The following is a 23,869-nucleotide window of genomic DNA, read 5'->3' on the forward strand; positions in this document are numbered from 1 at the left end:
CTTTGATCATCAAGACCTATTGGTCGTCCGTGTCGGCCATCGCCACGTCGCGCGGATCGGCGTCGACGGTCGGATCGATGATCCTGGCGTCGCCGGCCGCCTGGTTCAGGCTGGGCGTCTCCTTGCCCATCAGCTGACGATAGATCCAGTAGTTGGCGGCGACTTCCTCGACATATTGCCGGGTTTCGGCCACAGGGATCGATTCCATGACCAGCAGGGCGTCGGCATCGGGACCCAGCGAATTGACCGCGTCTTTCACGACACCCGGGCCGCCGTTATAGGCGGCGATGGTGCGCAGCAGGTCGCCACCGACCGGCTTCGAATCCATCAGGCGCTGGATGTACTTCTGGCCGACGCGCAGGTTGGTCGCGGGCTTGAGCAGCTTCGACGGCTTCGAATTGAAGCTCGGATCGTTCTCGACCAGGGCCGCCGTCGACGGCATCAGCTGCAGCAGGCCATAGGCACCGGCATAGCTGCGGGCATTGGCGTTGAACTTCGATTCCTTGCGGGCGAAGGCATAGACCAGGGCGCTGTCGACGCCGCCGTCATCACGCAGCTTGTAGGCCGGGATGGGGTAGAGCGAGGCGTTGAACAGGCGGTCCGAGCTGGTCAGCTGGCTGACGGGGATATTGTTGTAGGCGGCCAGCGCCATCCAGTGGTCGCGCGCCGTATCGTCGCTGGCCTTCTGCATGGCGGTCTGCAACTCGACCTGGGCGTCGCCGGTACGGCCTATCTGGACAAGGGCATTGAGACGGCGAGCCTGCGTATTATCCTTGGCCCAGGCGAAGTCGTCGTCCAGGCTGGCGGTCAGGGCGTCGCGGGCCGTGCCCTGGAAGGTCGGCGGCAGGCCCTTCTTGGCCAGGGCCACAGCCGGCGTCACGCCCAGGCGCGCCTCGGCCAGCAGGCCGTAGAAGGTGAAGGGGAAGCTGGCGGCGATCTTGAAATAGGTGTCGGCGCCGGCGCTGTCGTTCAGCTTGAGCGCGCAGCGGCCCGCCCAATAGGCGCCGCTCGACTGGCTCCAGGCATTGCGGCTGGGGTCGGTGGCGACGAACTTGAACTCGGCCATGGCCTGGTCGTAGCGCTTCAGGCGCCAGTCGGCGAGGCCGGCCACCCAGTGGTCGCCGATCTTGCGCGCCAGCGTGACCGCCTGTTCCATCTGGCCGTTATTATAGGCGGACCGCGCCGACTTCGGCGTCAGGTCGGAATCGGCAGTGTCGAGCTGCGGCGCACCGGGATTGTAGTCCGCCTTCATCGAAGGCGTCAGGCTGCCCGTGCCGGACAGTTGCACGGCCGCCGGTGCGATAACATTGGCGGCGGCCACGGCCTGGTTGCCGACAAGCGACGGGAAGGCGGGATCGGGGGCACCGGCCGGCTTCTTGCGCTTGGCCAGGGTCCACACCTTCATGGCGACGGGCTGGTCGCCGTACTGCGAAAGCCAGGCCGTCAGTTCTTCGTAGGTGGCGGAATAACCGCCGCTGAACAGCTTGTGATATTCGGCATAACCGACCAGCGAGCGATCGTTGACCTGGGCCAGGGTCGCCTCGGCGCCGTCATAGTCGCTGCCGTCGATCTGGGCGAAGGCCGCCTGGTACAGCTGCGCGTCGGTCTGAGTCAGAACACCGGTCGTGTTGACATTCTGGGTGCGGATACGCGCATAAGGCACGGGCGCAGTGTTCATTTTTACCGGCACAGGCGCGACGGCGACCGTCTGCTGGCCGGGCTGGTTGAACAGGGATTGCGGCAGGCGCTGCAACGAGGTCGCCAGCGACGCCAGCGAAATCGGGAAGGTCGAGGCCTTCTGCGCCGGCACGGTCCTGACCGCGACCTTCACCACGGCCGCCTTGACCGGGGCAGGGGCGGCAGGCGCAGCCTTGGCTTTCGGCGCGTCGTCGTCATCCGACGCGACTTCGGTCTTCTTAGACCCCTTCTTTGCCGGCCTGGCGTCGTCATCGGCAAGCTCGGTAGTCTTGCCGTGCTTTCCTTTTTCGGCCGCCTCGGCCTTTTTCGAGCCCTTCTTTACGGGCGCGTCGTCATCGTCGGACGCCAGCTCGGTCTTGCCGTGCTTGCCCTTTACGGTCTTCTGAGCCTTTGCTTCCAGCTCGGCGGCCTTTGAACCCTTTTTGGCGGGACGGGCATCGTCGTCCGAGGCAATCTCGGTTGTCTTGCCACGCTTGCCCTTAGCCTTGGGGGCGTCGTCGTCATCGGACGCGACGTCGCTCGACTTGCCGTGCTTGCCTTTGGCCTTGGGGGAATCTTCGTCGGCCAGGTCAGTCTTCGACTTGCCCTTCTTCGACGATTTGGCGGCTTCGGCCTCGGCCAGCTTGCCGCCCTTCTTGCCCTTGCCGCTGTCCTCTTCGTCCGCAGCCTTTGCCGTTCCGGACTTGCGGGTCTTTTTCGAAGTGTCGTCGTCATCGGACGCGGCCAGCTTCGTCGTCTTCTTGCCCGAGGCTTTAGACGACTTTTCCTCGCCGGCGTCGGCGGTCTTCGTGCTTTTGTGCGTCTTGCTCGCGGCCTTTTCGGCCTCGGCCTTGTGCGTTTCCTTCGCGCAGACTGGCGAAGCCGCAAGGGCGAGGGCGAAAAGGCTGGCGCCGAACAGCGACGCTACGCCGATACGTCCCTGTCGGACGCCGGGTGAGCCGGAAAGCAGGCGGTGGGCTACAGTCAAAACAGTACCTCAGGGCCGTGGAAAACCGAAACCTAACACAAGGACTTTATCAAAGATTAACGCCGAGGCAATGCCGCAAGGATTGCATTACCATCCGTCCTTATCGGAAATTTATGTGTGCATTGCATCACAGGCAACTCAAAATGCCCTGACGGTTGTATCACAAGCGCTTGAGGACAGCCTAAAGCTCAGCCAGTTCAAGGACTTGCAGCAGGTCGCGCCACAGATGCGCCTTGCATCCCGGCTGCCGCAACACGAAGGCCGGGGAATAGGTTGCGACCGTGGGCAGCGAATTTCCACCCTCGGTATAGCTAACGGGGCGGCCACGCAGCTTCGACAGGCTTTGGTCCAGGTTGAGCACGCTGATCACGGCCGAGGCGCCGAGCAGCAGAATGGCCTGCGGCGCCGCCAGCCGGATAAAGGCATGCAGGAAGGGCGCGTTGAGACTGGTGTCTTCCGATGTCAGCGGCCGGCCGCCGGCCGGCCGCCAGAAGACGCATGGCGCCAGCATCGTCACGTCGAACACGCCCGCCGCCGTCAGCGCCCGGTCGATCAGCGCGCCGGGCTTGCCGGCAAAGGCGACACCGGTCGCGTCCTCGTCCGCATCGGGAATTTCGCCCACGACCAGCAGCTTCGGCGCGTCGGCCCCGCGGAAACGCACCAGCGATCTGGCACCCTCATGCCGCATCGGCATGGCCTGGAAGGCGTCGACTTCGGTATAAAGCTCGTCGAACGAGCGCACATGGGCGACGCGTTGCTTCGCCTCGTGAATCGCTGCCCCGAGGTCAAGATTGGCAAGGCTTTGCGGCCTCAGGCCGTTGAGCGGCACAACGGTCTGCGGCGCCGCGGCCACACCTGTCACAGGGATTTGCGATCCTGCCGCCACGGCACGCGGGAAATGCGGTTTATTTTCCGCGAGAGTCCGATTAAGAGGCTCAGCTTCGTAAACCTCATCCAGGTCATGGTCGGCCAGGAAGGCGAGGTAGCTTTCAAGCTCTCGGATCGCGTCGCTTGAAGCTGTTTCGTCGGTCGGGACCATGGGCGGGACGGGGTGACTCACAATATTCGGTGCCGGGATGTCATAGGCATTCCGGCGGCAAAGTTCAAAACAAAAGAGGCCAGGGGCCTCGCCATAACAAGAAGCCGGGCGCGCCCGGTCAGGAGAATGACCCTATGGCGGATACGGGTGCTGAGACACGCGAGTCGATGGAATACGACGTTGTCATCGTCGGCGGCGGCCCGGCCGGGCTGTCGACCGCCATCCGGCTGAAGCAGCAGGCCGCGAAGGCCGGCGCCGAGATCACGGTGGCGGTGCTGGAAAAAGGCTCCGAAATCGGCGCGCACATCCTGTCGGGCGCCGTCATCGATCCGTCCGGCCTGTCGAAGCTGTTCCCGGACTGGAAAGAACGCGGCGCGCCCCTCGATACGCCCGTCACCGCCGACCGGTTCATCTATCTCGGGCCGCAAGGGTCGATGGACATCTCGTGGCTGCCCAAGCCCGGCTATATGGACAACCACGGCTGCTATGTCGGCAGCCTCGGCAACCTCGCCCGCTGGCTGGCCGAGCAGGCCGAAGGACTGGGCGTCGAAATCTATCCCGGCATGGCGTGCTCGGAAGTGCTCTACGACGCCGACGGGGCGGTCAAGGGCGTGGTCGCCGGTGTCTTCGGCGTCTCGAAGGACGGTCACCACAAGCCCGACTACCAGCCCGGGCTGGAACTGCACGCCAGATACACCTTCTTCGCCGAGGGCGCGCGCGGCTCCCTGTCCGGCGAAGTCATCCGCAAGTTCAACCTTGACGCCGACTGCGACGTGCAGAAATACGGCCTCGGCATCAAGGAGCTGTGGAAGGTCGCGCCCGGCAAGTTCAAGCCGGGCCTGGTCCAGCACACGCTCGGCTGGCCGCTCGACGACAAGACCGGCGGCGGATCGTTCCTCTATCACTTCGGCGACCACTATGTGACGATCGGCTTTGTCGTTCACCTGAACTACCAGAACCCGTACCTGTCGCCTTACGACGAGTTCCAGCGCTTCAAGCTGCACCCCATGATCCGCGACACGCTCGAAGGCGGCCAGCGCGTCGCCTATGGCGCGCGCGCCATCAACGAAGGCGGCTATCAGTCCGTGCCCAAACTGGCCTTCCCGGGCGGGGTATTGATCGGCTGCTCGGCCGGCTTCGTCAACGTGCCGCGCATCAAGGGCAGCCACAACGCGATCAAGAGCGGCATCCTGGCCGCCGACGCCGCTTTCAAGGCGATTCATTCCGGGAATGCGCCGCGCGTGCTCGAAGGCTACCAGACCGCCTACGACCATTCGGACATAAAGAAGGAGCTCAAGCTCGTCCGCAACGTCAAGCCGATCCTGTCGAAGTTCGGCACCACGCTGGGCACGCTGATCGGCGGCGTCGAAATGACCTTCACCAACCTGCTCGGCGGCTTCAGCCTTCTGACGGGGCAGGGGTCGCTGAAGCACGGCAAGAGCGACGCCCATTCGATCCGTCCGGCGGCCGAATGCAAGCCCATCGCCTATCCGAAATATGACGGCGTGCTGACCTTCGACAAGCTGTCCTCGGTCTTCATCTCCTCGACCAACCACGAGGAAGACCAGCCGGTTCATTTGAAATTGAAAGATCCGCGCATCCCGATCGACATCAATCTCGCCAAATACGCCGAGCCCGCGCAACGCTACTGCCCGGCGGGGGTGTACGAGATCGTCGGCCTGGAAACGCGTGAACCGCGCCTGCAGATCAACGCCCAGAACTGCGTCCACTGCAAGACCTGCGACATCAAGGATCCGACCAACAACATCGTGTGGACGACACCCGAAGGCGGCGGCGGTCCCAACTATCCAAACATGTAAAGATGGGTTAAGACTTTTGCTGTTGGGTGGTGCTTACCTCTTTTTGAAGGCAGGTCTTTCACTGTGAAAATGCGTTTGGTAAGTCTGGCGGCCCTGGCCGTCGCCCTCGGCCTGGCCGTCCAGCCCGCCGCCGCTTCGACCTCGACCGCCCGTGCCGCCCCGGTGCTGCATGTCGCCGCGCGCCCCGTCAGCCCCTATGCGCAATTCCTGGTCGGCCGGTTCGCCATGAACATGGGCGATGTCAAGACGGCCTCGCAGTCGCTGACGGCAGCTTCCGACGCCGATCCGGACGATTCCGACCTGCGTGAAAAGGCTTTCCTGGTCGCCATCCTCAACGGCGACATCGACACGGCCCAGCGCCTGATACCGAAAGGCCCGGCGGCTGCATCGGTCAGCCCCACCGGCAAGCTGATGACGACGCTGGTCACCGTGACGACCGCGGTGCGCGACGACCATGCACCGGCCGCCATGGCCGCCCTCGACACCTACATCAAGGCCGGCGGCGACGAACGCACCGCCGCCCTGATGCGGCCCTACGTCCAAGCCATGGCCGGCAAGTGGACCGAAGCGCTCGATTCGTCGGGCGACGCCACCCTGGCCGCCTCGGAACGCGGAGCGCTCCTCGTCTTTCTGCTGAAGGCCGAACGCGCGCGCATCTATGAAATCCGCAAGCAGCCTGACGAAGCCGACGCGCTATACAAGGCCCTGTATCAACCCGGTGCCGCCAGCCTCGTCTTCGGCCCCGACTATGCCGGATTCCTGGAACGCCAGGGCCGCAAGGACGACGCCCGCGCCGTCTGGAAGACCCTGGTCGACACCTCCGGCGATCCGCTGGCGCGTGCGGCGCTCGCCCGCCTCGACGGCCCCGGCTACAAGCCCGTGCCGCTGCCGGACCTGAAGACCAGCATCGCCCAGGCGCTGCTGATGTCCGCGACGCTCTATTCCGGCGACCGCGACACCGAGATGGCGCTGGCCGACCTGCGCCTGACGCTTTACCTCGATCCGTCAAACGACCGGGCCCGCCTGTTCCTCGGCCAGACCGAGCAGGACATGAAGGCGCCCGAACTGGCCGAAGCCGCCTGGGCCGAAGTTCCCGCCAGTTCGCCGTATGGCCCCGAAGCGGGCCTGCGCCGTATCTGGTCGCTGCGCGCTCGCGGCGAGAACGACACGGCGCTGACCCTGATCGAAGATGGCCTTACGGCCAACCCCGCCGACCTGACCCTGACCGTCGAAAAGGCCGACGTGCTGCACGACCAGGGCAAGGACCAGGACGCGCTCAAGGTGATCAACGACCGCATCGCCGCGAAAGGCGAGGCCGACATGACCTGGCAGGCCTGGTTTATAACGGCCATCGCCTACGACGCCACCGACAACTGGGACAAGGCCGAGGCCGCGATCCAGAAGGCCAGGACGCTCAATCCGCAGCGCCCGGAAATCCTGAACTTCCTGGGCTACGGCTGGATCGACCGCGGCCTGCACGTCAAGGAAGGCATGGACCTGGTGCGCCAGGCCATGTCGCTCAGCCCGCGTTCGGGCGCCATCGTCGATTCGCTCGGCTGGGGCTACTATAAGCTCGGCGACTATGAACAGGCGCTGGGCTATGTCGAACAGGCCGCGCAGCTCGAGCCCGCCGACCCTGAAGTGAACGAGCACCTGGGCGATGTCTACAAGGCCTTGGGCCGCACCGCCGAGGCGCGTTACGAATGGCAGCGCGTCCTGTCGCTGCAAAACGTCACGCCCAAGACGCTGGCGGCCGTAAAGGCCAAGCTCGACGCCTCGGCCGCCGTCGCCAAGGCGGCGGAAGCCCCGAAGCCCGAAACGACCGCCTATAACGACAAGGCGCCGGCCAAGGCGAAACCGAGCGAGTGATCGCCCCGGCGAAGGTCAACCTTTACCTCCATGTCGCTGCACCGGATGACAAGGGCTATCATCCGTTGCAGAGCCTCGTCGTCTTCGCCGATATCGGTGACGAAATCGCTTTGGAACCAAAGCCTTCGGGCCATGAGCTTAAGGTTCACATCGACGGATCGTTTGCCCCGGGGCTTGACGCCGGCGAAAGCAATCTGGTCGTCAAGGCCATCCGCCGCTTCGAGCAGGCGACGGGCTTGACGGTGTCCGCCGATATCCGTCTGACCAAGGTTCTGCCGGTGGCTTCCGGCATCGGCGGCGGCAGCGCCGACGCCGGCGCCATCCTGCTTTTGCTTCGCCAGGCCTATGCGCCCGATATGCCGGATAGCGATCTTGAAGCCTTGGCCGCCGCCGTCGGCGCCGACGGCGTCATGTGTCTTTGGGCCAGGGCGTCGATAGCCGAAGGCTATGGCGAGCGTCTGACCTCCGTGTCTGTTCCCGCGATGCCCGCCGTACTGGTCAATCCCGGCATCGAATGCCCGACCCCTGCCGTTTTCCGCCAATACGACGCGCAAGGCATCTTCGAAAACATCGAAGCAAAACAGCTATTTTCTTCTATATCCTCCACCAATGCCTTGATCGCGGCGCTTGAAAATACGCGCAACGATCTCGAAGCCCCGGCGATCGCGCTCAGGCCAGAAATCAACGACGTGCTGTCGATGCTGAAAGCCCAACCGGAAACCGCGTTCGCCCGCATGTCGGGCTCCGGAGCGACGTGCTTTGCGCTCTGCCACAGCGACGAAGACGCGGAAACCCTAAGCCGCCGGCTTGACGAACTGATGCCCGGTGCCTGGGTCCGCGCCTGCCGTCTGGGCTGAGGCGCGCCTGGACCGCATCGCCGGTTCTTTCCGGACGTTGGCATCGCTCAGGAACCTGGCATAGGCCCTTGAATCGACCGGATAAATGGCGATACGGCCCGCGCCGTCATAGTGCGCCCCGAAGCCATAGGTCTTGGTGAGCGGCGAGGCGCGCATGCACGGATGGCCTTTAGCGAAGAATTCGGCACGGTGGGCGTCACGGTGCTGGGGGGCGATATGGTTTTTCAGGCAGTAGACCTCGAAATTGAAGCTATCGAGATCGAATTCATAAGGGTGATCGCTCAAAAGATCGTAGTGCAGACGGGCGATCGTGCGCTCTGCATCGCGCGCCGGCGGCACCCGGCCCATGACGGCGCCCGAGTCGTCGGCGACAGTTATGAAAGTATCGGTAATCTTCACCGGAGTTTCCCCAGCAATACAGGCACTTGTTTTCAGGACGGTAAAGCGGCGCGGCGTAAAAATACGATAGGAGAATACGCCGTTTCAACACGCTCGCAACGGCCCCAAGCCTTCAAAATCACTTGACCGCAAAGCCCACCTTTGGCAGGTATTGCCTTAAGGTAATGGATTTCTGCCTGGCGTCATGCCGAACCGCCCACGGGATGGGCTGATGATTCCTACTCGAATGCTATTTGCAGGGAGCAGGAACGTGCGCGCCAATTTTTCACTTGTCACCGAACGTTTTCGTCACGCCGTCATCGTCGTGCGCTGGGCGGCCATCATCGCGCCCATGGCGGCGGTGGTCGGCGCCGCCTGCGCGCTCTTCCTGTGGGCGCTCGACGAAGCCACGGCCTTGCGTTTCCAATATCCATGGCTGCTCTTCCTTTTGCCCATCGGCGGTTTGCTGATCGGCCTCGTCTATCTTTGGAAGGGCGGCCCGACCGAAGCAGGCAACAACCTCCTTATCGACCAGATACATACGCCCGGCGGCGGCGTGCCGTTCCGCATGGCGCCGCTGATCCTCGTCTCGACCGTGCTGACCCACCTCTTCGGCGGTTCGGCCGGCCGCGAAGGCACCGCCGTGCAGATGGGCGGCAGCCTGGCCAGCGCGTTCGGCAAGCTGTGGCGGCTCGACGCCGACGGCACGCCGGTCATCCTCATGGCGGGCGTTGCCGCCGGCTTCGGCGCGGTCTTCGGCACACCGGTCGCCGGCGCGATCTTCGCCATGGAGGTGCTGGCCGTCGGCCGCGTGCAGTACCGCGCCATGATCCCGTGCCTCGGCGCGGCGCTGCTGGCCGACTGGACCTGCCAGAGCCTGGGCATCCACCACACGGAATACCACGTGGCGGGCCCCGCCACCCACTTGCTGGTCGATCCGCTCCTTCTGCTGAAGGTGACCGCAGCAGCCGTGCTGTTCGGCCTGGCCAGCCTGGTCTTTTCCGAAGCCAATCACCGCCTCGGCGCGTGGGTGAAAAAGACGATCGCCTATGCGCCGCTCCGGCCACTGATCGGCGGACTGATCGTGATCGCGCTCGTCTATCTAACCGGCACGCGCGACTATCTCGGCCTCGGCGTCTGGTCGGCCGACCCGCACGCCGTGACCATTCCGGGCCTGTTCGGGCCTGACATCCACGACTGGAGCTGGGCCCTGAAGATCCTGTTCACCGTGGTGACCTTAAGCTTCGGGTTCAAGGGCGGAGAGGTGACGCCGCTCTTCTTCATCGGCGCAGCCATCGGCAATGCGCTCAGTCCCTGGCTGGGCGTGCCCCCCGACCTTCTGGCGGCGCTTGGCTTCGTTGCCGTCTTCGCGGGCGCCGCCAATACGCCGCTGGCCTGCACCGTCATGGGCATCGAGTTGTTCGGTTCGACCTGGGGCATCTATATCGCCGCTGCCTGCTTCGTCGCCTATCTGTGCAGCGGCCATTCCGGCATCTATCTGTCGCAGCGCATCGCCGTTCCCAAGCGCGAGACCGCCGACCTTACGCCGGACTCGACCCTGCGGGATTTGCGCTGAACACGCCCTTTTTCCGCGCCAGCCAGATCAGCAGCAAGGCGGGGACACCGATGGCCGCCGATCCGACAAAAAACAGCTGATACGCGCCGAAAAGGCCATGTCCCGGCGTCAGGCCGTCGACGATCTGTCCCGCGAACAGCTTCAAAAACTTGCCGGTGAACGCCATGACGCTGTAGGTGAGGGCATAGTGGGTCAGGGTGTGGTCGCGCCCGGCCAGCGAGGTCATGAAAGCGATCATCGCCGTTTCGGCAATGCCGTTCGACAGGTCGTCGGCGATCAGCACCCCGGTAAACACGCCGATATCGCCGTGCGCCACCGACATCCAGGCGAAGCCCAGCTTGGTCAGCGGGCAGGTGATCGCCCCCAGCCACAGGGCGCGCTCGAGGCCGAGCGTCAGCACGCAGCCGCCGCCCACGATGACACCGATATAGGAGGCCGTCAGCCCGATCGTGCCCCGGATGGCGGCAATCGTCGTCGCGCTCAAGCCCGTGTCCTGGTACATGGTGCCGACCACGGGCCCAATGACGTAGTCGGGCAGGCGGTAGAGCGCCAGCAACAACAGAACGATGCCCGCTGCCCTGCCATGCTGGCGAACGAAGCTGATAAACGGCTCTACGATCAGGTCCTTGGCCGATCTGGCCTCGTTCGTATGGCGCAGCTCGTTGGCGGTGCGTGGCGCAAGCAAGGTCGATACCACCCCGACGCCCAAGGTCGCGGCAATCACCAGATACGAATTCGCCCAACCGATCCGGTCCGACAGGGCCAGCACGATCGAATTGGTAACGAGCGACCCCGTTCTGTAACCAAAACTGTAAAAGCTTGGATTAAGCGCCTGATCGGACCGAGAATTGGTCTCTTCCACCCGCCACGCATCAATGGCGATTTCCTGCGACGCGGCGGCAAAGGCAACGACCGTCGCCGCGATCATGAAGCCGATCAGGTGTGCCTTCGGCCCCAGCACCGCCATGGCCGCCAGCCCCGCCGCCAGCACCACCTGGGTCAGCAGCATGTAGGACCGCCGCTGCCCCAGCCAGCGATAGAGCAGGGGCAGGTGCACCCGGTCCATCCACGGCGCCCACAGCACCTTGAGCCCATACATCAGGCTGATCCCGGTCAGATAGCTGATCAGCGTGAGGGTGATTCCCTCGCTGCGCATCCAGAAGCCGAGCGTCTGGCCGACCAGCAAGAACGGCAATGACGCCGAGAAGCCGAGCCCCAGCAAAAGCCATGACACCGGGCGCTTCAATGCAGCCGCAACCCCATTGATTTTGCTCTTGAGATTTTGCGTCTCGATCATGTTGCAAAGGCAACCGCGATTCTATCGCAAACCCCAGCTTTCTTTTGATTTTCAAGTCTTTTGGCTTGCGGTGCACAACGCCCCTAAGTATGTTCCGGCCCAACTTCGTTGGGCCTTTTCAGCTCAATCGCCGCATGGCTCCTCGCATTAGCTCGGGCGCGCAGTCGCGCTTGCCAAAGTGCTTTGAGCTGTGCTCACGCACTTTGGAATAACGTTCTATGGCTGCCGAACCGCTTTCGTTTCAGGACCTGATCCTGACGCTCCACCATTACTGGTCGCAACAGGGCTGCGTCATCCTCCAGCCCTATGACGTCGAGGTGGGCGCGGGTACCCTGCATCCGGCAACCGTCCTGCGCGCGCTCGGCCGTAAGCCGTGGAAGTGCGCCTACGTCCAGCCGTCGCGCCGGCCGGTCGACGGCCGCTATGGCGAGAACCCCAACCGTCTCCAGCACTACTACCAGTACCAGGTCATCCTGAAGCCCAATCCCGAAAACCTCCAGGACCTGTACCTCGGCTCGCTCAAGGCGATCGGGCTCGACACCAGCCTGCATGATATCCGCTTCGTCGAGGACGACTGGGAAAACCCGACGGTCGGCGCCTGGGGCCTCGGCTGGGAAGTGTGGTGCGACGGCATGGAAGTGACGCAATACACCTACTTCCAGGGCGTCGGCGGCATCGAGGTCGACGTCGTGTCGGGCGAACTGACCTATGGCCTGGAACGCCTCTGCATGTACCTGCAGAACGTCGACAACGTCTACGACCTGAAATTCAACAATGACGGCGTCAAGTACGGCGACGTCTTCAAGGAACAGGAACGCCAGTTCTCGGCCTTCAACTTCGAAGCCTCGGACGTCGCCACGCTCAAGCGCCAGTTCGAAGACATGGAAGCCAACGTCACGCGCATCCTGAACACCGAAAACTCGCTGGGCTACAAGCTGGTCCTGCCGGCCTACGACCACGTGCTCAAGGCCTCGCACCTGTTCAACCTGATGGACGCCCGGGGCGCCATCGCCGTGGCCGAACGCCAAAGCTACATCGGCCGTATCCGCGACCTCTGCAAGGCCTGCGCCCAGGAATGGGCGCGCCAAGAGGAAACGCGTGACGGGCAGACGGCGTAAGGGGAATAAAAATGGCTGAATTGCTGATCGAACTCTTCTCGGAAGAAATCCCCGCGCGCATGCAACTGGGCGCCGCCCGCGACTTCGAACGCCTGATGGGCGGAAAGCTCGCCGCCGCCGGCCTGGAACCCGCCTCCATCAAGGCCTATGTCAGCCCGCGCCGTCTGGCCCTGGTGGTTGACGGCCTGCCGGTCGACCAGCCCGCCACCAGCGAAGAGGTCAAGGGGCCCAAGGACGGCGCGCCCGAACAGGCCATGGCCGGCTTCCTGCGCAAGGTCGGTCTGACGCAGGATCAACTGACGCTGGAAAACGGCGTCTGGATGGCGCGCATCGAAAAGCCGGGCCGAAAGACCGTCGATGTGCTGGCGCTGATGCTCAACGACGTGATCCTCGGCTTCCCGTGGCCGAAGTCGATGCGGTCGGGCACCTCGACCTTCCGCTGGGTGCGCCCGTTGAAGCGCATCCTCTTCCTGTTCGACGGCAATGTCGTGCCGTTCGAACTCGAAGGCCTGACAGCATCCAACTGCACAGAGGGCCACCGTTTCCTGGGTTCGGGCAAGCCGTTCCAGGTCAAGGACTTCGCCGGCTATAAGCAGGGTCTGCTGGAAAACTCGGTCATCCTCGATCACTCGGATCGTCAAGCTGTCATCCTTGAAAAGGCGAGGGCGGCCTGCGCCGCCGCCGGCTGCGAGCTGATGGACGACCAGGGCCTGCTGGAAGAGGTCGCCGGCCTTAACGAATGGCCGGTACCCGTGCTGGGCGACATGGATCCGCAGTTCCTCACGCTTCCGCCCGAAGTCATCAAGACCTCGATGCGCACGCACCAGAAGTACTTCGCCGTGCGCGACGCAAAATCGGGCAAGATGGCCCCGCACTTCGTCATCGTCGCCAACATGGTCGCGACCGACGGCGGCACCGAAATCAAGCGCGGCAACGCTAAGGTCCTGTCGGCGCGCCTGTCCGACGGCATCTTCTTCTGGACCGAGGACAACAAGCCCGGAAAAGGCTTGGACAACTTCGACAACTGGCTGAAGCGCCTGGAAGGCACGACCTTTCACATCAAGCTCGGCACCATGGCGCAGCGCGTCGAACGCATCGTAGCGCTCAGCCGTCATATCGCCCCCTTCGTCAATGCGCCGGCTGAGGTCGCCGCCGAGGCCGCGCGCCTGGCCAAGGCCGACCTGGCGTCGAAGATGGTCGGCGAATTCCCGGAACTGCAAGGCATCATGGGCGGCTATTATGCCGACGCGGCCGGGCTTGATCCGGTCGTCGCCAACGCCGTCCGCGAGCATTACAAGCCGCAGGGCCCGTCCGATTCGGTCCCGGAAAGCCCGGTCAGCGCCGCTGTCGCCCTGGCCGACAAGATCGATACCCTCGTCGGCTTCTTCGCCATCGACGAAAAGCCGACAGGCTCCAAGGACCCGTATGCTCTGCGCCGCGCCGCGCTCGGAACCTTACGCATCCTTCGCGAGCACAATGCGCGCGTCTCGATCGGCGAACTGGTCCAGGCCTGGTACGCCCATCTCGGTGGCGTGCCCGAACACTTCAAGCCGTACGAGACCGTGCGCACGGAAATCCTCGACTTCTTCGTCGACCGCATCAAGGTCCAGTTGAAGGATGAAGGCCAACGCTTTGATATCATTGATGCTGTCCTGGCCAATTCGGACGACGACGTGGTGCGTGTCACGCTGAAATGCGCCGCCCTGGACACCGCGCTTCTGCTCAATCCGGAAGGCGAAGACATGATGGCGGGCTATAAGCGCGCCTCGAACATCCTTGCCGCCGAAGCGAAAAAGGGCGCCCTGCCGTCAGGCGAGCCGGTGGCGCAACCCGACGCTCCGGGCGTCGAAAGCGACCTGATCGCCGAGTTGCGTGTCCAGAAGGCTGCGGCCAATGCGGCACTGGCGCAGGAAAATTATCTTGAGGCCTTGAAATGTCTTGCTGCATTGCGGCAAAATGTAGATGCCTTCCTCGATGGGGTGCTGGTCAATGCGGAGGACCCGGATGTGCGGGCCAACCGTTTGCGCATTCTCGCCGAGGTAGCTGCCCTGGCCGCGCCCGTCGCGGATCTGGGTAAAGTCGTCTGATGCCACAGGCGGCAGTAATCGAAAACTTATAATCATAGAAGCTAGTTTTCGACCGCGTACCGATAACAATAACGGCTTGAATGAAGAGGGAAAGTTCATGAGCAAGCATTGGGTTTACGCGTTCCGTGCCGGACAGGCCGACGGCGACGCGACCATGAAGGAACTGCTGGGCGGCAAGGGCGCGAACCTCGCCGAAATGTCGTCGCTCAACCTTCCGGTGCCCCCGGGCTTCACGATTACGACGGAAGCCTGCGTCCACTATTACAAGAACAATTCCGAATTGCCGGAAGGCCTGGTCGCCGAGGTCGAGCGCGCGCTCGCCGAGCTCGAAAGCACGACGGCCAAGGGTTTCGGCAATGTCGACAATCCGCTGCTGGTCAGCGTCCGCTCCGGCGCCCGCGCCTCGATGCCGGGCATGATGGACACGGTTCTGAACCTCGGCCTCAACGATGCGACCGTCGACGGCCTGGCCAAGCTGACCGGCGACGAACGCTTCGCGCTCGACTGCTACCGCCGCTTCATCACCATGTACTCGAACGTCGTGCTGGGCGTCAGCCACCACAGCTTCGAAGACATTCTCGACGACCACAAGGACCGCCTGGGGGTCAGCGTCGACACCGACATCACGGCGAAAGACTGGCGCCGGGTCGTCAGCGACTACAAGGACATGGTCAAGTCGGAACTGGGCCACGACTTCCCGCAGGATCCCAAGGACCAGCTGTGGGGCGCCGTCAAGGCCGTCTTCGGTTCGTGGATGAACGACCGCGCCAAGTTCTATCGCAAGATGCACGACATCCCCGAGGACTGGGGCACGGCCGTCAATGTCCAGTCGATGGTCTTCGGCAATATGGGTGAAACCTCGGCCACCGGCGTTGCGTTCACGCGCAACCCGTCGACGGGCGAGGGCGTGCTCTACGGTGAATTCCTGCTCAACGCCCAGGGCGAAGACGTGGTCGCCGGCATCCGCACGCCGCAAGCCCTGACGCGCCGCGCCCGTGAGGAGATGGGCGAAAAGTCGCCGTCGATGGAAGAATCGCTGCCCGACGTCTTCGCGCAGTTCAAGTCGACCGTCGATATCCTGGAGCGCCACTACCGCGACGTTCAGGACGTCGAGTTCACGGTCGAGCAGGGCAAGCTGTTCATGCTGCAGACGCGCAACGCCAAGCGCACGTCCAAGGCCGCCCTCAAGATCGCCGTCGATATGGCCAAGGAAGGCCTGATTACGTCTCAGGAAGCCCTGATGCGCGTCGATCCGGGCAGCCTGGACCAGCTTCTTCACCCGATGCTTGATCCGAAGGCAGAAAAAGTTATCATCGCCAAGGGCTTGCCGGCGTCACCGGGCGCCGCCTCGGGCAAGATCGTCTTCACCGCCGACGACGCCGTCCGCCTGTCGGCCGCCGGCGAAGACGTCATCCTGGTGCGCGACGAAACCAGCCCGGAAGACATCCACGGCATGCATGCCGCCAAGGCCATCGTCACGGCGCGCGGCGGCATGACCAGCCACGCGGCGGTCGTCGCCCGCGGCATGGGTCGTCCGTGTGTCTCCGGCGCGGGCGAGATGCAGATCTATTCCGACCGCGGCGAGTTCGTCGCGCGCGGCCAAACCTTCCGCCACGGCGAAGTGATCACGCTCGACGGCTCGACCGGCGAAATCATCAAGGGCGCCGTCCGCATGATCGAGCCGGACTTCTCCGAGGACTTCCACCAGATCATGGCCTGGGCGGACGAATTCAAGCGCCTTGAGGTCCGTACCAACGCCGAAACGCCGGCCGATGCGCGCACCGCGCTGGGCTTCGGCGCCAAGGGTATCGGGCTTTGCCGCACAGAGCACATGTTCTTCGACGACGAACGCATCGCCGCCGTCCGCGAAATGATCCTGGCCGACGACGAAGCCGGCCGCCGCAAGGCGCTGGCCAAGATTCAGCCCATGCAGCAGAACGACTTCGCCGAGCTGTTCCGCATCATGGACGGCCTGCCGGTGACCGTGCGCCTGCTCGACCCGCCGTTGCACGAATTCCTGCCGCATACCGAGGAAGACGTGCGAATCGTGGCGGAGGCTTCAGGCGTCGGCGCCGAGAAGTTGTACAAGCGCACCAAGGAGCTGTCGGAAACCAACCCGATGCTCGGCTGGCGCGGATGCCGCCTGGGGATCACCTTCCCGGAAATCTACGAATCGCAGCTGCGCGCCATCTTCCACGCGGCGGTCGAGGTGCAGAAGGCCGGCGGTACGCCCGTTCCGGAAATCATGCACCCGCTGGTCGCCACCTCGCAGGAAATGGTCAACCTGACCGACATGACGCACCGCATCGCCGCGGAAGTCTTCACGGAAACGGGCACCAAGGTCGCCTACAAGACCGGCACTATGATCGAGCTGCCGCGCGCCGCGCTTCTGGCCGACAAGCTGGCGCAGTCGGCCGAATTCTTCTCGTTCGGCACCAACGACCTGACCCAGACGACCTACGGCATCAGCCGCGACGACTCGGGCCGGTTCCTGAACCCCTATATCGAAAAGGGTATCTTCGATAAGGACCCGTTCGTCAGCCTCGACCAGGAAGGCGTCGGCGCCCTGATCTCGATCGCCTCGCAAAAGGGCAAGACGACGCGCCCCGACATCAAGATGGGCATCTGCGGCGAACATGGCGGCGATCCCGCCTCGATCGCCTTCTGCCACGCCATTGGCCTGGCCTACGTCTCGTGCTCCCCTTACCGCGTCCCCGTGGCACGCCTGGCCGCCGCGCAAGCCGCCATCGGCTCCGCCAAGTAGGGCAGGGCGACACCGCAAAAACAAAACGCGGCCGGATCCCTCCGGCCGCGTTTTTTGTTACCTTGCACCTCCCCGTCGCGAAGCGATGGGGAGGGGGACCGCACGACGGAACCGTTGCGAAGCAAGGGTGAAGGAGATGTGGTGGTGGGGTTTCTTGCTTACTTTTCCAAACGCCGGTGTTCCCAAAGAAAGCAAGAAACCCCACCACCACCCTTCGCTAACGCTCCGGGCGGTCCCCCTCCCCATGCTTCGCACGGGGAGGTGCAAGATGATCAAAATAACACGTGCGGATTCATGATCCGCTTGGGGTCCAGCGACGCACGCACCGCCTGCATCGCCGCCACGGCCGTCGGGTCTTTGTACAACAAAGCCTCCGCCGTCTTCATGCGGCCCAGGCCGTGCTCGGCCGAGATCGAGCCCTCGTACTTGTGCACCAGGTCGTGGACGACCTTCGATCCAGCATCGCGCAGGGCGTTGAACTCGCCTGCATCCATGCCTTCCGGCAGGATGACGTTGAAGTGGACATTACCATCGCCGACGTGACCGAACGCCACCAGGCGCGCGCCCGGCAGGAAGTCCTGCACGGCCTTGTCGCCCTCGACGATGTACTCGGCCATGCGCGACAGCGGCACCGAGATATCGTGCTTCCAAGCCGCCCCCTCGGCCTTTTCCGCCGCCGAGTGATCTTCGCGCAGCCGCCAGAACTCCGCCGCCTGCGTCTCGTTCTGCGCGATCGTCGCATCGACGATCAGCTCTTCCTCGAACGCCGCTTCCAGCAGGCGCTCCATGCTCGACGCCGCGCCCTCAGGATCGCCCGACGCGATCTCGATCAGGGCGTACCACGGATATTCGCCGGCCAGCGGCTCACGCGTGTCGGGGATGTGCTTCAGCACCAGCGACAGGCCGTAACGGCCCATCAGCTCGAAGGCCTCGACCTGGCCGCCGGTCTCCTGCTTGGCGCGAACCAGCAGATCGATGGCCTTCTGCGCCGTCTCGAAACCGACGATGGCGGTCGAGCGCGAATTCATGATCGGGAACAGCTTCAGCGACGCCGCCGTGATGATGCCCAGCGTGCCTTCGGCGCCGATGAACAGCTGCTTCAGGTCATAGCCGGTATTGTCCTTGCGCAGCCGCTTCAGGCCATGGAAGATCTCGCCGTTGGGCAGCACGACCTCAAGGCCCGACACCAGGTCGCGGGTAACGCCGTAGCGCAGCACGGCGGTGCCCCCGGCGTTGGTGCTGATAACACCGCCGACCGTTGCCGTGCCTTCGGCCGCCAGCGACAACGGGAAATAACGCCCGGCCTTTTCGGCGATCTGCTGAGCATCCAGCAGCGACAAACCCGCTTCCAGCACCATCGTGTCGTCGGTCGGCGCCACGTCGCGGATCTGCTTCATGCGTTCCAGCGAGATCAGGATTTCGCCGAACGGGATCTGGCCGCCCACCAGGCCCGTATTGCCGCCCTGCGGCGTGATCGCGACGCCGGCTTCGTTACAGATACGCACGACGGCGGCGACTTCTTCCGTCGTCTTCGGCAGGACGAGGAGGGGGGTGTTGCCCTTCCACTTGCCGCGCCATTCGGTCAGCTTGGCGTCCAGGCGCCCGGCGTCCTCGCTCCAGCCGGCGTCGCCGACGACGGCCTTGATGCGGGCGATGACTTCCGGAGCGACGACAGGCGTGTCAGTGAGGGCGAGGGTGGCGGTGGACATCGTCTTGGCCTTGAGTAAAGTTCGGCGGGATTCGCCGATGCGTTAAGCGAGAGCCCCCGTCATTGCAAGCCACAAAACCTAATGCTTCAAAACAGTATCCCGTCCCGGCTGTCGGCGTCTGCTGCTGGCGCGGCGACGAAATCCTGCTGATCAGGCGGGGCAGGGAGCCGCGCAAGGGCGAATGGTCGATCCCCGGCGGCAAGGTCGACCGTGGAGAAAGCCTTCTCGACGCCTGCGCGCGCGAACTCCTGGAAGAGACCGGGGTCACCGCGGACATCGGGAACCTGATCGCCGTCTACGAGATCATAGTACCGGATTTTCACTACGTCTTGATCGACTATAAAGCGAAATGGCTGTCCGGACAGCCCGTGGCTGCCGACGACGCCGACGAGGCGAGATTCGTTAACGCCGAAGAGGCTTTGCGCCTCGTTTCCCGTGACGATCTGCGCGACGTCATAAAAAAATCATACAGCATGATACCTTGACGATTTCCCTTGCACAGCAAGGACTCAATCGATTCCACAACCGACGCACGGCATAAACCCCCAATTATTTCGCCTTGTGGTAGGCATAAAAATATGGTTAATTTTTCCCTAACGAGTGAGTGTTGGTGCAGCATAGATTTTACCATGCTTTCTCGTTGTGGCCTCGAGCGGCGACAACGAAGACAACTCCTTGGGTTGTGAGGGGGGGAGTACGCTTCTTGAGGCTTCAATCCGGCAAAAAGCCGGAGAAACAAAGTGTTGTGGTCTTCAAGGAGTACTGAGTATGAAAAAGTTGCTTATCGTTGCCGCCGCCCTGGCTGCGGTCGCGGGTCAAGCCTATGCAAAGCCGCCAATCGATGCGGTTACGTCCGCCAAGCCGCCGATTGACGCGGTGACGGCTGCGAAACCTCCGATCGATGCCGTGGTTTCCGCCAAGCCGCCGATCGACGCGGTGGTTTCGGCCAAGCCGCCCATCGACGCCGTGCGTTAAACTAAAAAAGGCGGGCGGGTTTTTCTCGCCCGCTAGCTGTCTTTCAGGGGCGCTGTTTAAAGAATAATAATAGGTTTGTGATTTAACGGTCCCACGGTCTTGGGAGACGGCATGGGTCGTTGGATTTCGATAGGAACGCATATGGCAAGAGCCATTGCGCTTGTCGCCTTGCTCCTTTTTGCGGCTTCCCCCGCTATTGCGGACAGCCAGTCCGAACTGATCCGCCACCGTAAGCTGGCAGATGTCTATCAGACGATATCCTCTACATCCCTTGTCTACAGCCGCGACGAAGTCGACAGCTTCGGTGAAAAAGCGCTGGCCCTCTCAGGTGACGATCGCATCTACGCGCTGTGGCGGGTGCTGTACGCCTACAAGATCGACCAGAACGACGCCAAATTGGCGGCGTGGAGCGCAAAGATCAAGGCGGTTGCCCACAGCCAGCGTGACAGCAATCTGGATATGCTGGCCCGCTTCATGCCTCAGGCCTACGACAACGAGGCGAACGTCTACAAGAATATGAGTGCCGACGACTGGGCCGGTTACCTGGCCGTTTCAGACAAGGCTATTCATAATATCGTCCTGTTGGAACGCCAGCGTCAGGTTCAGTTCCGGAAGGAGTGGGCCCAGGCGATCGACATAGGCGAAGACCTCATCGTCAGACTTCAGACCGAAGGCCCGGCTGCGCAGGGGCTGCTCGCCATCGCCCATCAGACCATGGCCTATAACATGCTTCGGGTGGGCGATCTGAACAGCTACGCGGACCGCATGCAGGCCGCAGCCAGCGTGTCCAAGGGGAACGCCTTCTTCCTGCAGACGATGGATATGGTCTACGACCTGTCTTATTTCGCTGCAGAAAATCACGATGTTTCGCTCGCCCGTGAATTCCAGCAATTGCATTCAAAATATGTCCGCCAATATGGGGTCGAGTCGCTCAAATCCTGGGATCAGGAGCTTTGCGCCTTCGTAGCCTACAAGGCAGAAGCCTATGAGGAAGTTGTCCGCTGCCTCGATGACTCCCCTGTTGCCGCCGGCATAATCAAGAACGGCCATGACGCCTACAAACTGCGTTTCCTGACCCTGGCTTACGCACGGCTCAATAATGTTGGCAAGGCCAGATACTACCTGAATCTGCTCGACAACACGCCCGACACCCTGATCCCGCCCAGTCCACTGATCCACGATGAGGCCGAGGCCTATATCGCTGCGGGACAGGGCAAGCATGTCGAAGCGTTTCAAAGGTTCGGCGACCTGGTTACGGAAACCAAGCGGATCGACGACGACAAACGCATTGGTGCGATCCAGGATATGTACAAGACCCTGCGCACGGAGCTTGACCGCAAGACCGCCGAAGCCAAGTTGCTGAACCAGCAGGTCCAGCTGCGCAACTGGCTGCTGGGGACGGCCGTTGCCATCGTCCTGCTGCTGGTCGCGATCGCTGCCGGCGCTGCCCTGTGGGTCCTGCGCATGCGGCGCATGCAGTGGCGCCTGAAGGAAGTCAGCGATCACGCCGAAGCCGCCAATGCCGCCAAGTCGCGCTTCCTGGCGGTGATGAGCCACGAACTGCGCACGCCGCTCAACGGCGTGCTCGGCATGGCGCACGCCCTGCAACGGGAAAAGCTGACCGACGACCAGCGCTCCAAGGTGGAGATGCTGGCCGAGTCGGGAGAAACCTTGCTGATGCTGCTCAATGACGTGCTCGACATGTCGCGAATCGAGGCCGGCAAGGTCGAACTGTCGCCGACGCCGTCGTCGATGAAGGACACGATCGAACGCGTCTTCAATACCTTCGCGCCGACCATCAGCGACAAGCCGGTGGCCTTGCGTTATGATCTGGACCCCAGCGCCGCCGGCACGATGTCGTTCGACGTGTTGCGGGTCTATCAGTGCCTGTCGAACCTGGTGTCGAATGCGGTCAAGTTCACCAATGAAGGCGTCATCCGCGTCGTCGCCTCGGCGGAAAAGCATCTCGACCGGCCGGGCTATACGGTCCGCATCGAGGTCCGCGACACCGGCATCGGCATTTCAAAACTATCCTTGAGCAAGCTGTTCGAGGCCTATAGCCAGGCCGATGCATCGACAGCGAGAAAATACGGCGGGTCCGGCCTGGGTCTTTCCATTACCCGGCGCCTGACCGAGCTGATGGGAGGTAGCGTGAGCGTAACGAGTGAAGAAGGCGCCGGGTCGGTCTTTGTCATGACCTTCGAAGCCGGCGAAGTCGCCCCGGCGGCAGCCGATGCCGCCGAAGACACCGCGCCAGAGGATCTTCTGCCGCATGGCATCCGGATCCTGCTGGTCGACGACCATCCGGTCAACCGCAAGGTCGCCCGCCTGTTCCTGGAACCGTTCGGCTTCGACATCACCGAAGCCGTCGACGGCCAGGAGGCATTGGACGCCGGCATGGAAGACTACGACCTGGTGCTGATGGACGTGAACATGCCCCGGCTCGGCGGCATCGACGCTACCCGCCAGTTCCGCTCGGCCGAGGAGCCCGGCAAGCATGTCTCGATCATCGCCCTGACCGCCGACGCCCTGCCCGAACAGATCGAAGCGTGCCTGGCCGCAGGCATGGACGCCCACGTTTCCAAGCCGATCGTCATGGACAAGCTGATCGACACGGTCGTGTCGCTGCTGGGCGAGGACGTGATCCAGGCCGCCCAAAGCGCCTAGGACCTGTGACAATGCCGTGATAGCCCTTTGGCGCACGACAATTCCGGCATATAATCCCGCCAACACAGGGGGTTAGCATGCCGACTATATTCGGGACTTTCACGATCGCCGTCTTCGCGCTGGCGATCTTTATCGTCTTTTCCATCGTCAAGATCGTGCCGCAGGGCTACGAATTCACGGTCGAGCGCTTCGGCCGCTACATGCGCACGCTCAAGCCCGGCATCAGCTTCCTGACGCCGTTCGTCGAATCGGTCGGCCGCCGCGTCAACATGATGGAGCGCGTCTTCGACGTGCCGCAGCAGGACGTGATCACCAAGGACAATGTCAATGTCCGCGTCGACGGCATTGTTTTCACTCAGGTCATGGACGCCGCCCAGGCTGCCTACCGCGTCGATAATCTCGACAACGCCATCACCCAGCTGGCCATGACCAACCTGCGCACCGTCGTGGGCTCGATGGAGCTCGACGAGGTGCTGTCGCAGCGCGATTCGATCAATTCGAGGCTGCTGAACGTCATCGACCACGCGACCTCGCCCTGGGGCATCAAGGTCAACCGCATCGAAATCAAGGACCTGAAGCCGCCGGCGGACATTACCGATTCAATGGCCCGCCAGATGAAGGCCGAACGCGAACGCCGCGCCCTGATCATCGAGGCCGACGGCGAAAAGCAGGCCGCCATCGCCCGCGCCGAAGGCCAGAAGCAAGCCACCGTGCTCGAGGCCGAAGGCCGCCGCGAAGCCGCCTATCGCGACGCCGAAGCGCGCGAACGCTCGGCCGAGGCCGAAGCCAAGGCAACCGACATGGTGTCGCAGGCCATCGCCAAGGGCGACGTGCAGGCCATCAACTACTTCGTGGCGCAGAAATATGTCGAAGCCTTCGGCCGCTTCGCCGAGTCGAACAACACCAAGACACTGATCGTCCCGGCCGACCTGGCCTCGATCGGGGGCGCCATCGGCGGCATCGCCGAACTTATCCGTTCCGCCCAGGGCGACGCCCCGACGCCGCCACGTACACCGGCCAAAAAGACAACCGGATCAAACGGGTAGGG

Annotated in this window: 16 protein-coding genes and 1 riboswitch; of the genes, 11 read left to right on the plus strand and 5 right to left on the minus strand. The window is 63.2% G+C overall.

The window, feature by feature from the left end; all coding sequences use genetic code 11:
* Nucleotides 1–16: 16 nt before the first annotated feature.
* Both AB8717_RS10700 and AB8717_RS10705 read right to left on the minus strand, forming a co-directional pair.
* Entirely contained in the window at nt 17–2,665 is a 2,649-nt protein-coding gene (locus tag AB8717_RS10700) for a transglycosylase SLT domain-containing protein (RefSeq protein ID WP_443747324.1), read from the minus strand.
* A gap of 181 nt (nt 2,666–2,846) precedes the next feature.
* Nucleotides 2,847–3,527, minus strand: coding sequence for a uracil-DNA glycosylase (locus AB8717_RS10705; protein WP_443747325.1), 681 nt, complete (start codon nt 3,525–3,527; stop codon nt 2,847–2,849).
* 311 nt (nt 3,528–3,838) lie between these two features.
* On the opposite strand from AB8717_RS10705, the gene AB8717_RS10710 reads away from it, so the two are divergent.
* The 3 genes from AB8717_RS10710 (at nt 3,839) to AB8717_RS10720 (ending at nt 8,250) form a co-directional block, all read left to right on the plus strand.
* Nucleotides 3,839–5,524: an FAD-dependent oxidoreductase gene (locus tag AB8717_RS10710; protein ID WP_443747326.1), complete on the plus strand. Its 1,686-nt coding sequence runs from the start codon at nt 3,839–3,841 to the stop codon at nt 5,522–5,524.
* A 69-nt stretch (nt 5,525–5,593) separates the two neighbouring features.
* Nucleotides 5,594–7,393 (plus strand): tetratricopeptide repeat protein, encoded by a 1,800-nt coding sequence (locus AB8717_RS10715; protein WP_443747327.1) that lies wholly within the window; start codon nt 5,594–5,596, stop codon nt 7,391–7,393.
* Nucleotides 7,390–8,250, plus strand: coding sequence for a 4-(cytidine 5'-diphospho)-2-C-methyl-D-erythritol kinase (locus tag AB8717_RS10720; protein ID WP_443747328.1), 861 nt, complete (start codon nt 7,390–7,392; stop codon nt 8,248–8,250). Before AB8717_RS10715 ends, AB8717_RS10720 begins: the two co-directional genes overlap by 4 nt.
* Here AB8717_RS10720 and AB8717_RS10725 read toward each other — a convergent pair.
* A complete protein-coding gene (locus tag AB8717_RS10725) occupies nt 8,188–8,649 on the minus strand; it encodes a DUF6157 family protein (RefSeq protein ID WP_443747329.1) in 462 nt (153 codons plus the stop codon). The two genes, AB8717_RS10720 and AB8717_RS10725, sit on opposite strands and share 63 nt — an antisense overlap.
* 151 nt (nt 8,650–8,800) lie before the next feature.
* Nucleotides 8,801–8,877, plus strand: a riboswitch (Fluoride riboswitch).
* A 22-nt stretch (nt 8,878–8,899) separates the two neighbouring features.
* Here AB8717_RS10725 and AB8717_RS10730 point away from each other — a divergent pair.
* The gene (locus AB8717_RS10730; protein ID WP_443747330.1) at nt 8,900–10,204 is read left to right on the plus strand and encodes a voltage-gated chloride channel family protein; all 1,305 of its coding nucleotides are present in this window, start codon (nt 8,900–8,902) and stop codon (nt 10,202–10,204) included.
* Here AB8717_RS10730 and AB8717_RS10735 read toward each other — a convergent pair.
* Nucleotides 10,170–11,501 carry an AmpG family muropeptide MFS transporter gene (locus tag AB8717_RS10735; protein WP_443747331.1) on the minus strand — a complete coding sequence of 444 codons (1,332 nt, stop codon included), beginning with the start codon at nt 11,499–11,501 and terminating at the stop codon, nt 10,170–10,172. The genes AB8717_RS10730 and AB8717_RS10735 overlap by 35 nt on opposite strands.
* Before the next feature lie 218 nt (nt 11,502–11,719).
* Between AB8717_RS10735 and AB8717_RS10740 the strand changes: the two genes are divergently transcribed.
* The 3 genes from AB8717_RS10740 to ppdK all read left to right on the plus strand — a co-directional run bounded on the left by AB8717_RS10740 (nt 11,720) and on the right by ppdK (nt 17,470).
* Nucleotides 11,720–12,619 carry a glycine--tRNA ligase subunit alpha gene (locus AB8717_RS10740; protein WP_443747332.1) on the plus strand — a complete coding sequence of 300 codons (900 nt, stop codon included), beginning with the start codon at nt 11,720–11,722 and terminating at the stop codon, nt 12,617–12,619.
* A gap of 11 nt (nt 12,620–12,630) precedes the next feature.
* A complete protein-coding gene (glyS, locus tag AB8717_RS10745; RefSeq protein WP_443747333.1) occupies nt 12,631–14,706 on the plus strand; it encodes a glycine--tRNA ligase subunit beta in 2,076 nt (691 codons plus the stop codon).
* 97 nt (nt 14,707–14,803) lie between these two features.
* Nucleotides 14,804–17,470, plus strand: a complete 2,667-nt coding sequence (gene ppdK / locus AB8717_RS10750; protein ID WP_443747334.1) for a pyruvate, phosphate dikinase — start codon at nt 14,804–14,806, stop codon at nt 17,468–17,470.
* Between the two features lie 272 nt (nt 17,471–17,742).
* Here ppdK and AB8717_RS10755 read toward each other — a convergent pair whose 3' ends face one another.
* A complete protein-coding gene (locus AB8717_RS10755) occupies nt 17,743–19,179 on the minus strand; it encodes an FAD-binding oxidoreductase (protein WP_443747335.1) in 1,437 nt (478 codons plus the stop codon).
* 62 nt (nt 19,180–19,241) lie between these two features.
* Here AB8717_RS10755 and AB8717_RS10760 point away from each other — a divergent pair, with 62 nt between their 5' ends.
* The 4 genes from AB8717_RS10760 to AB8717_RS10775 all read left to right on the plus strand — a co-directional run bounded on the left by AB8717_RS10760 (nt 19,242) and on the right by AB8717_RS10775 (nt 23,867).
* Entirely contained in the window at nt 19,242–19,664 is a 423-nt protein-coding gene (locus tag AB8717_RS10760; protein WP_443747336.1) for an NUDIX hydrolase, read from the plus strand.
* Nucleotides 19,665–19,947: 283 nt separating this feature from the next.
* Nucleotides 19,948–20,154, plus strand: coding sequence for a hypothetical protein (locus tag AB8717_RS10765; RefSeq protein ID WP_443747337.1), 207 nt, complete (start codon nt 19,948–19,950; stop codon nt 20,152–20,154).
* Nucleotides 20,155–20,295: 141 nt separating this feature from the next.
* Nucleotides 20,296–22,821: an ATP-binding protein gene (locus tag AB8717_RS10770; RefSeq protein WP_443747338.1), complete on the plus strand. Its 2,526-nt coding sequence runs from the start codon at nt 20,296–20,298 to the stop codon at nt 22,819–22,821.
* A gap of 77 nt (nt 22,822–22,898) precedes the next feature.
* Nucleotides 22,899–23,867 (plus strand): SPFH domain-containing protein, encoded by a 969-nt coding sequence (locus AB8717_RS10775; RefSeq protein ID WP_443747339.1) that lies wholly within the window; start codon nt 22,899–22,901, stop codon nt 23,865–23,867.
* Nucleotides 23,868–23,869: the final 2 nt, after the last annotated feature.

It is taken from the genome of Asticcacaulis solisilvae (assembly GCF_052327315.1).
GTDB classification, from domain to species: domain Bacteria; phylum Pseudomonadota; class Alphaproteobacteria; order Caulobacterales; family Caulobacteraceae; genus Asticcacaulis; species Asticcacaulis solisilvae_B.

Coding starts and splice junctions, on each gene's coding strand:
- AB8717_RS10775 (WP_443747339.1), top strand. CDS start 22,899: ATGCCGACTATATTCGGGACTTTCACGATCGCCGTCTTCGCGCTGGCG.
- AB8717_RS10755 (WP_443747335.1), bottom strand. CDS start 19,179: ATGTCCACCGCCACCCTCGCCCTCACTGACACGCCTGTCGTCGCTCCG.
- AB8717_RS10710 (WP_443747326.1), top strand. CDS start 3,839: ATGGCGGATACGGGTGCTGAGACACGCGAGTCGATGGAATACGACGTT.
- glyS (WP_443747333.1), top strand. CDS start 12,631: ATGGCTGAATTGCTGATCGAACTCTTCTCGGAAGAAATCCCCGCGCGC.
- AB8717_RS10740 (WP_443747332.1), top strand. CDS start 11,720: ATGGCTGCCGAACCGCTTTCGTTTCAGGACCTGATCCTGACGCTCCAC.
- AB8717_RS10735 (WP_443747331.1), bottom strand. CDS start 11,501: ATGATCGAGACGCAAAATCTCAAGAGCAAAATCAATGGGGTTGCGGCT.
- AB8717_RS10770 (WP_443747338.1), top strand. CDS start 20,296: ATGGCAAGAGCCATTGCGCTTGTCGCCTTGCTCCTTTTTGCGGCTTCC.
- AB8717_RS10715 (WP_443747327.1), top strand. CDS start 5,594: ATGCGTTTGGTAAGTCTGGCGGCCCTGGCCGTCGCCCTCGGCCTGGCC.
- AB8717_RS10765 (WP_443747337.1), top strand. CDS start 19,948: ATGAAAAAGTTGCTTATCGTTGCCGCCGCCCTGGCTGCGGTCGCGGGT.
- ppdK (WP_443747334.1), top strand. CDS start 14,804: ATGAGCAAGCATTGGGTTTACGCGTTCCGTGCCGGACAGGCCGACGGC.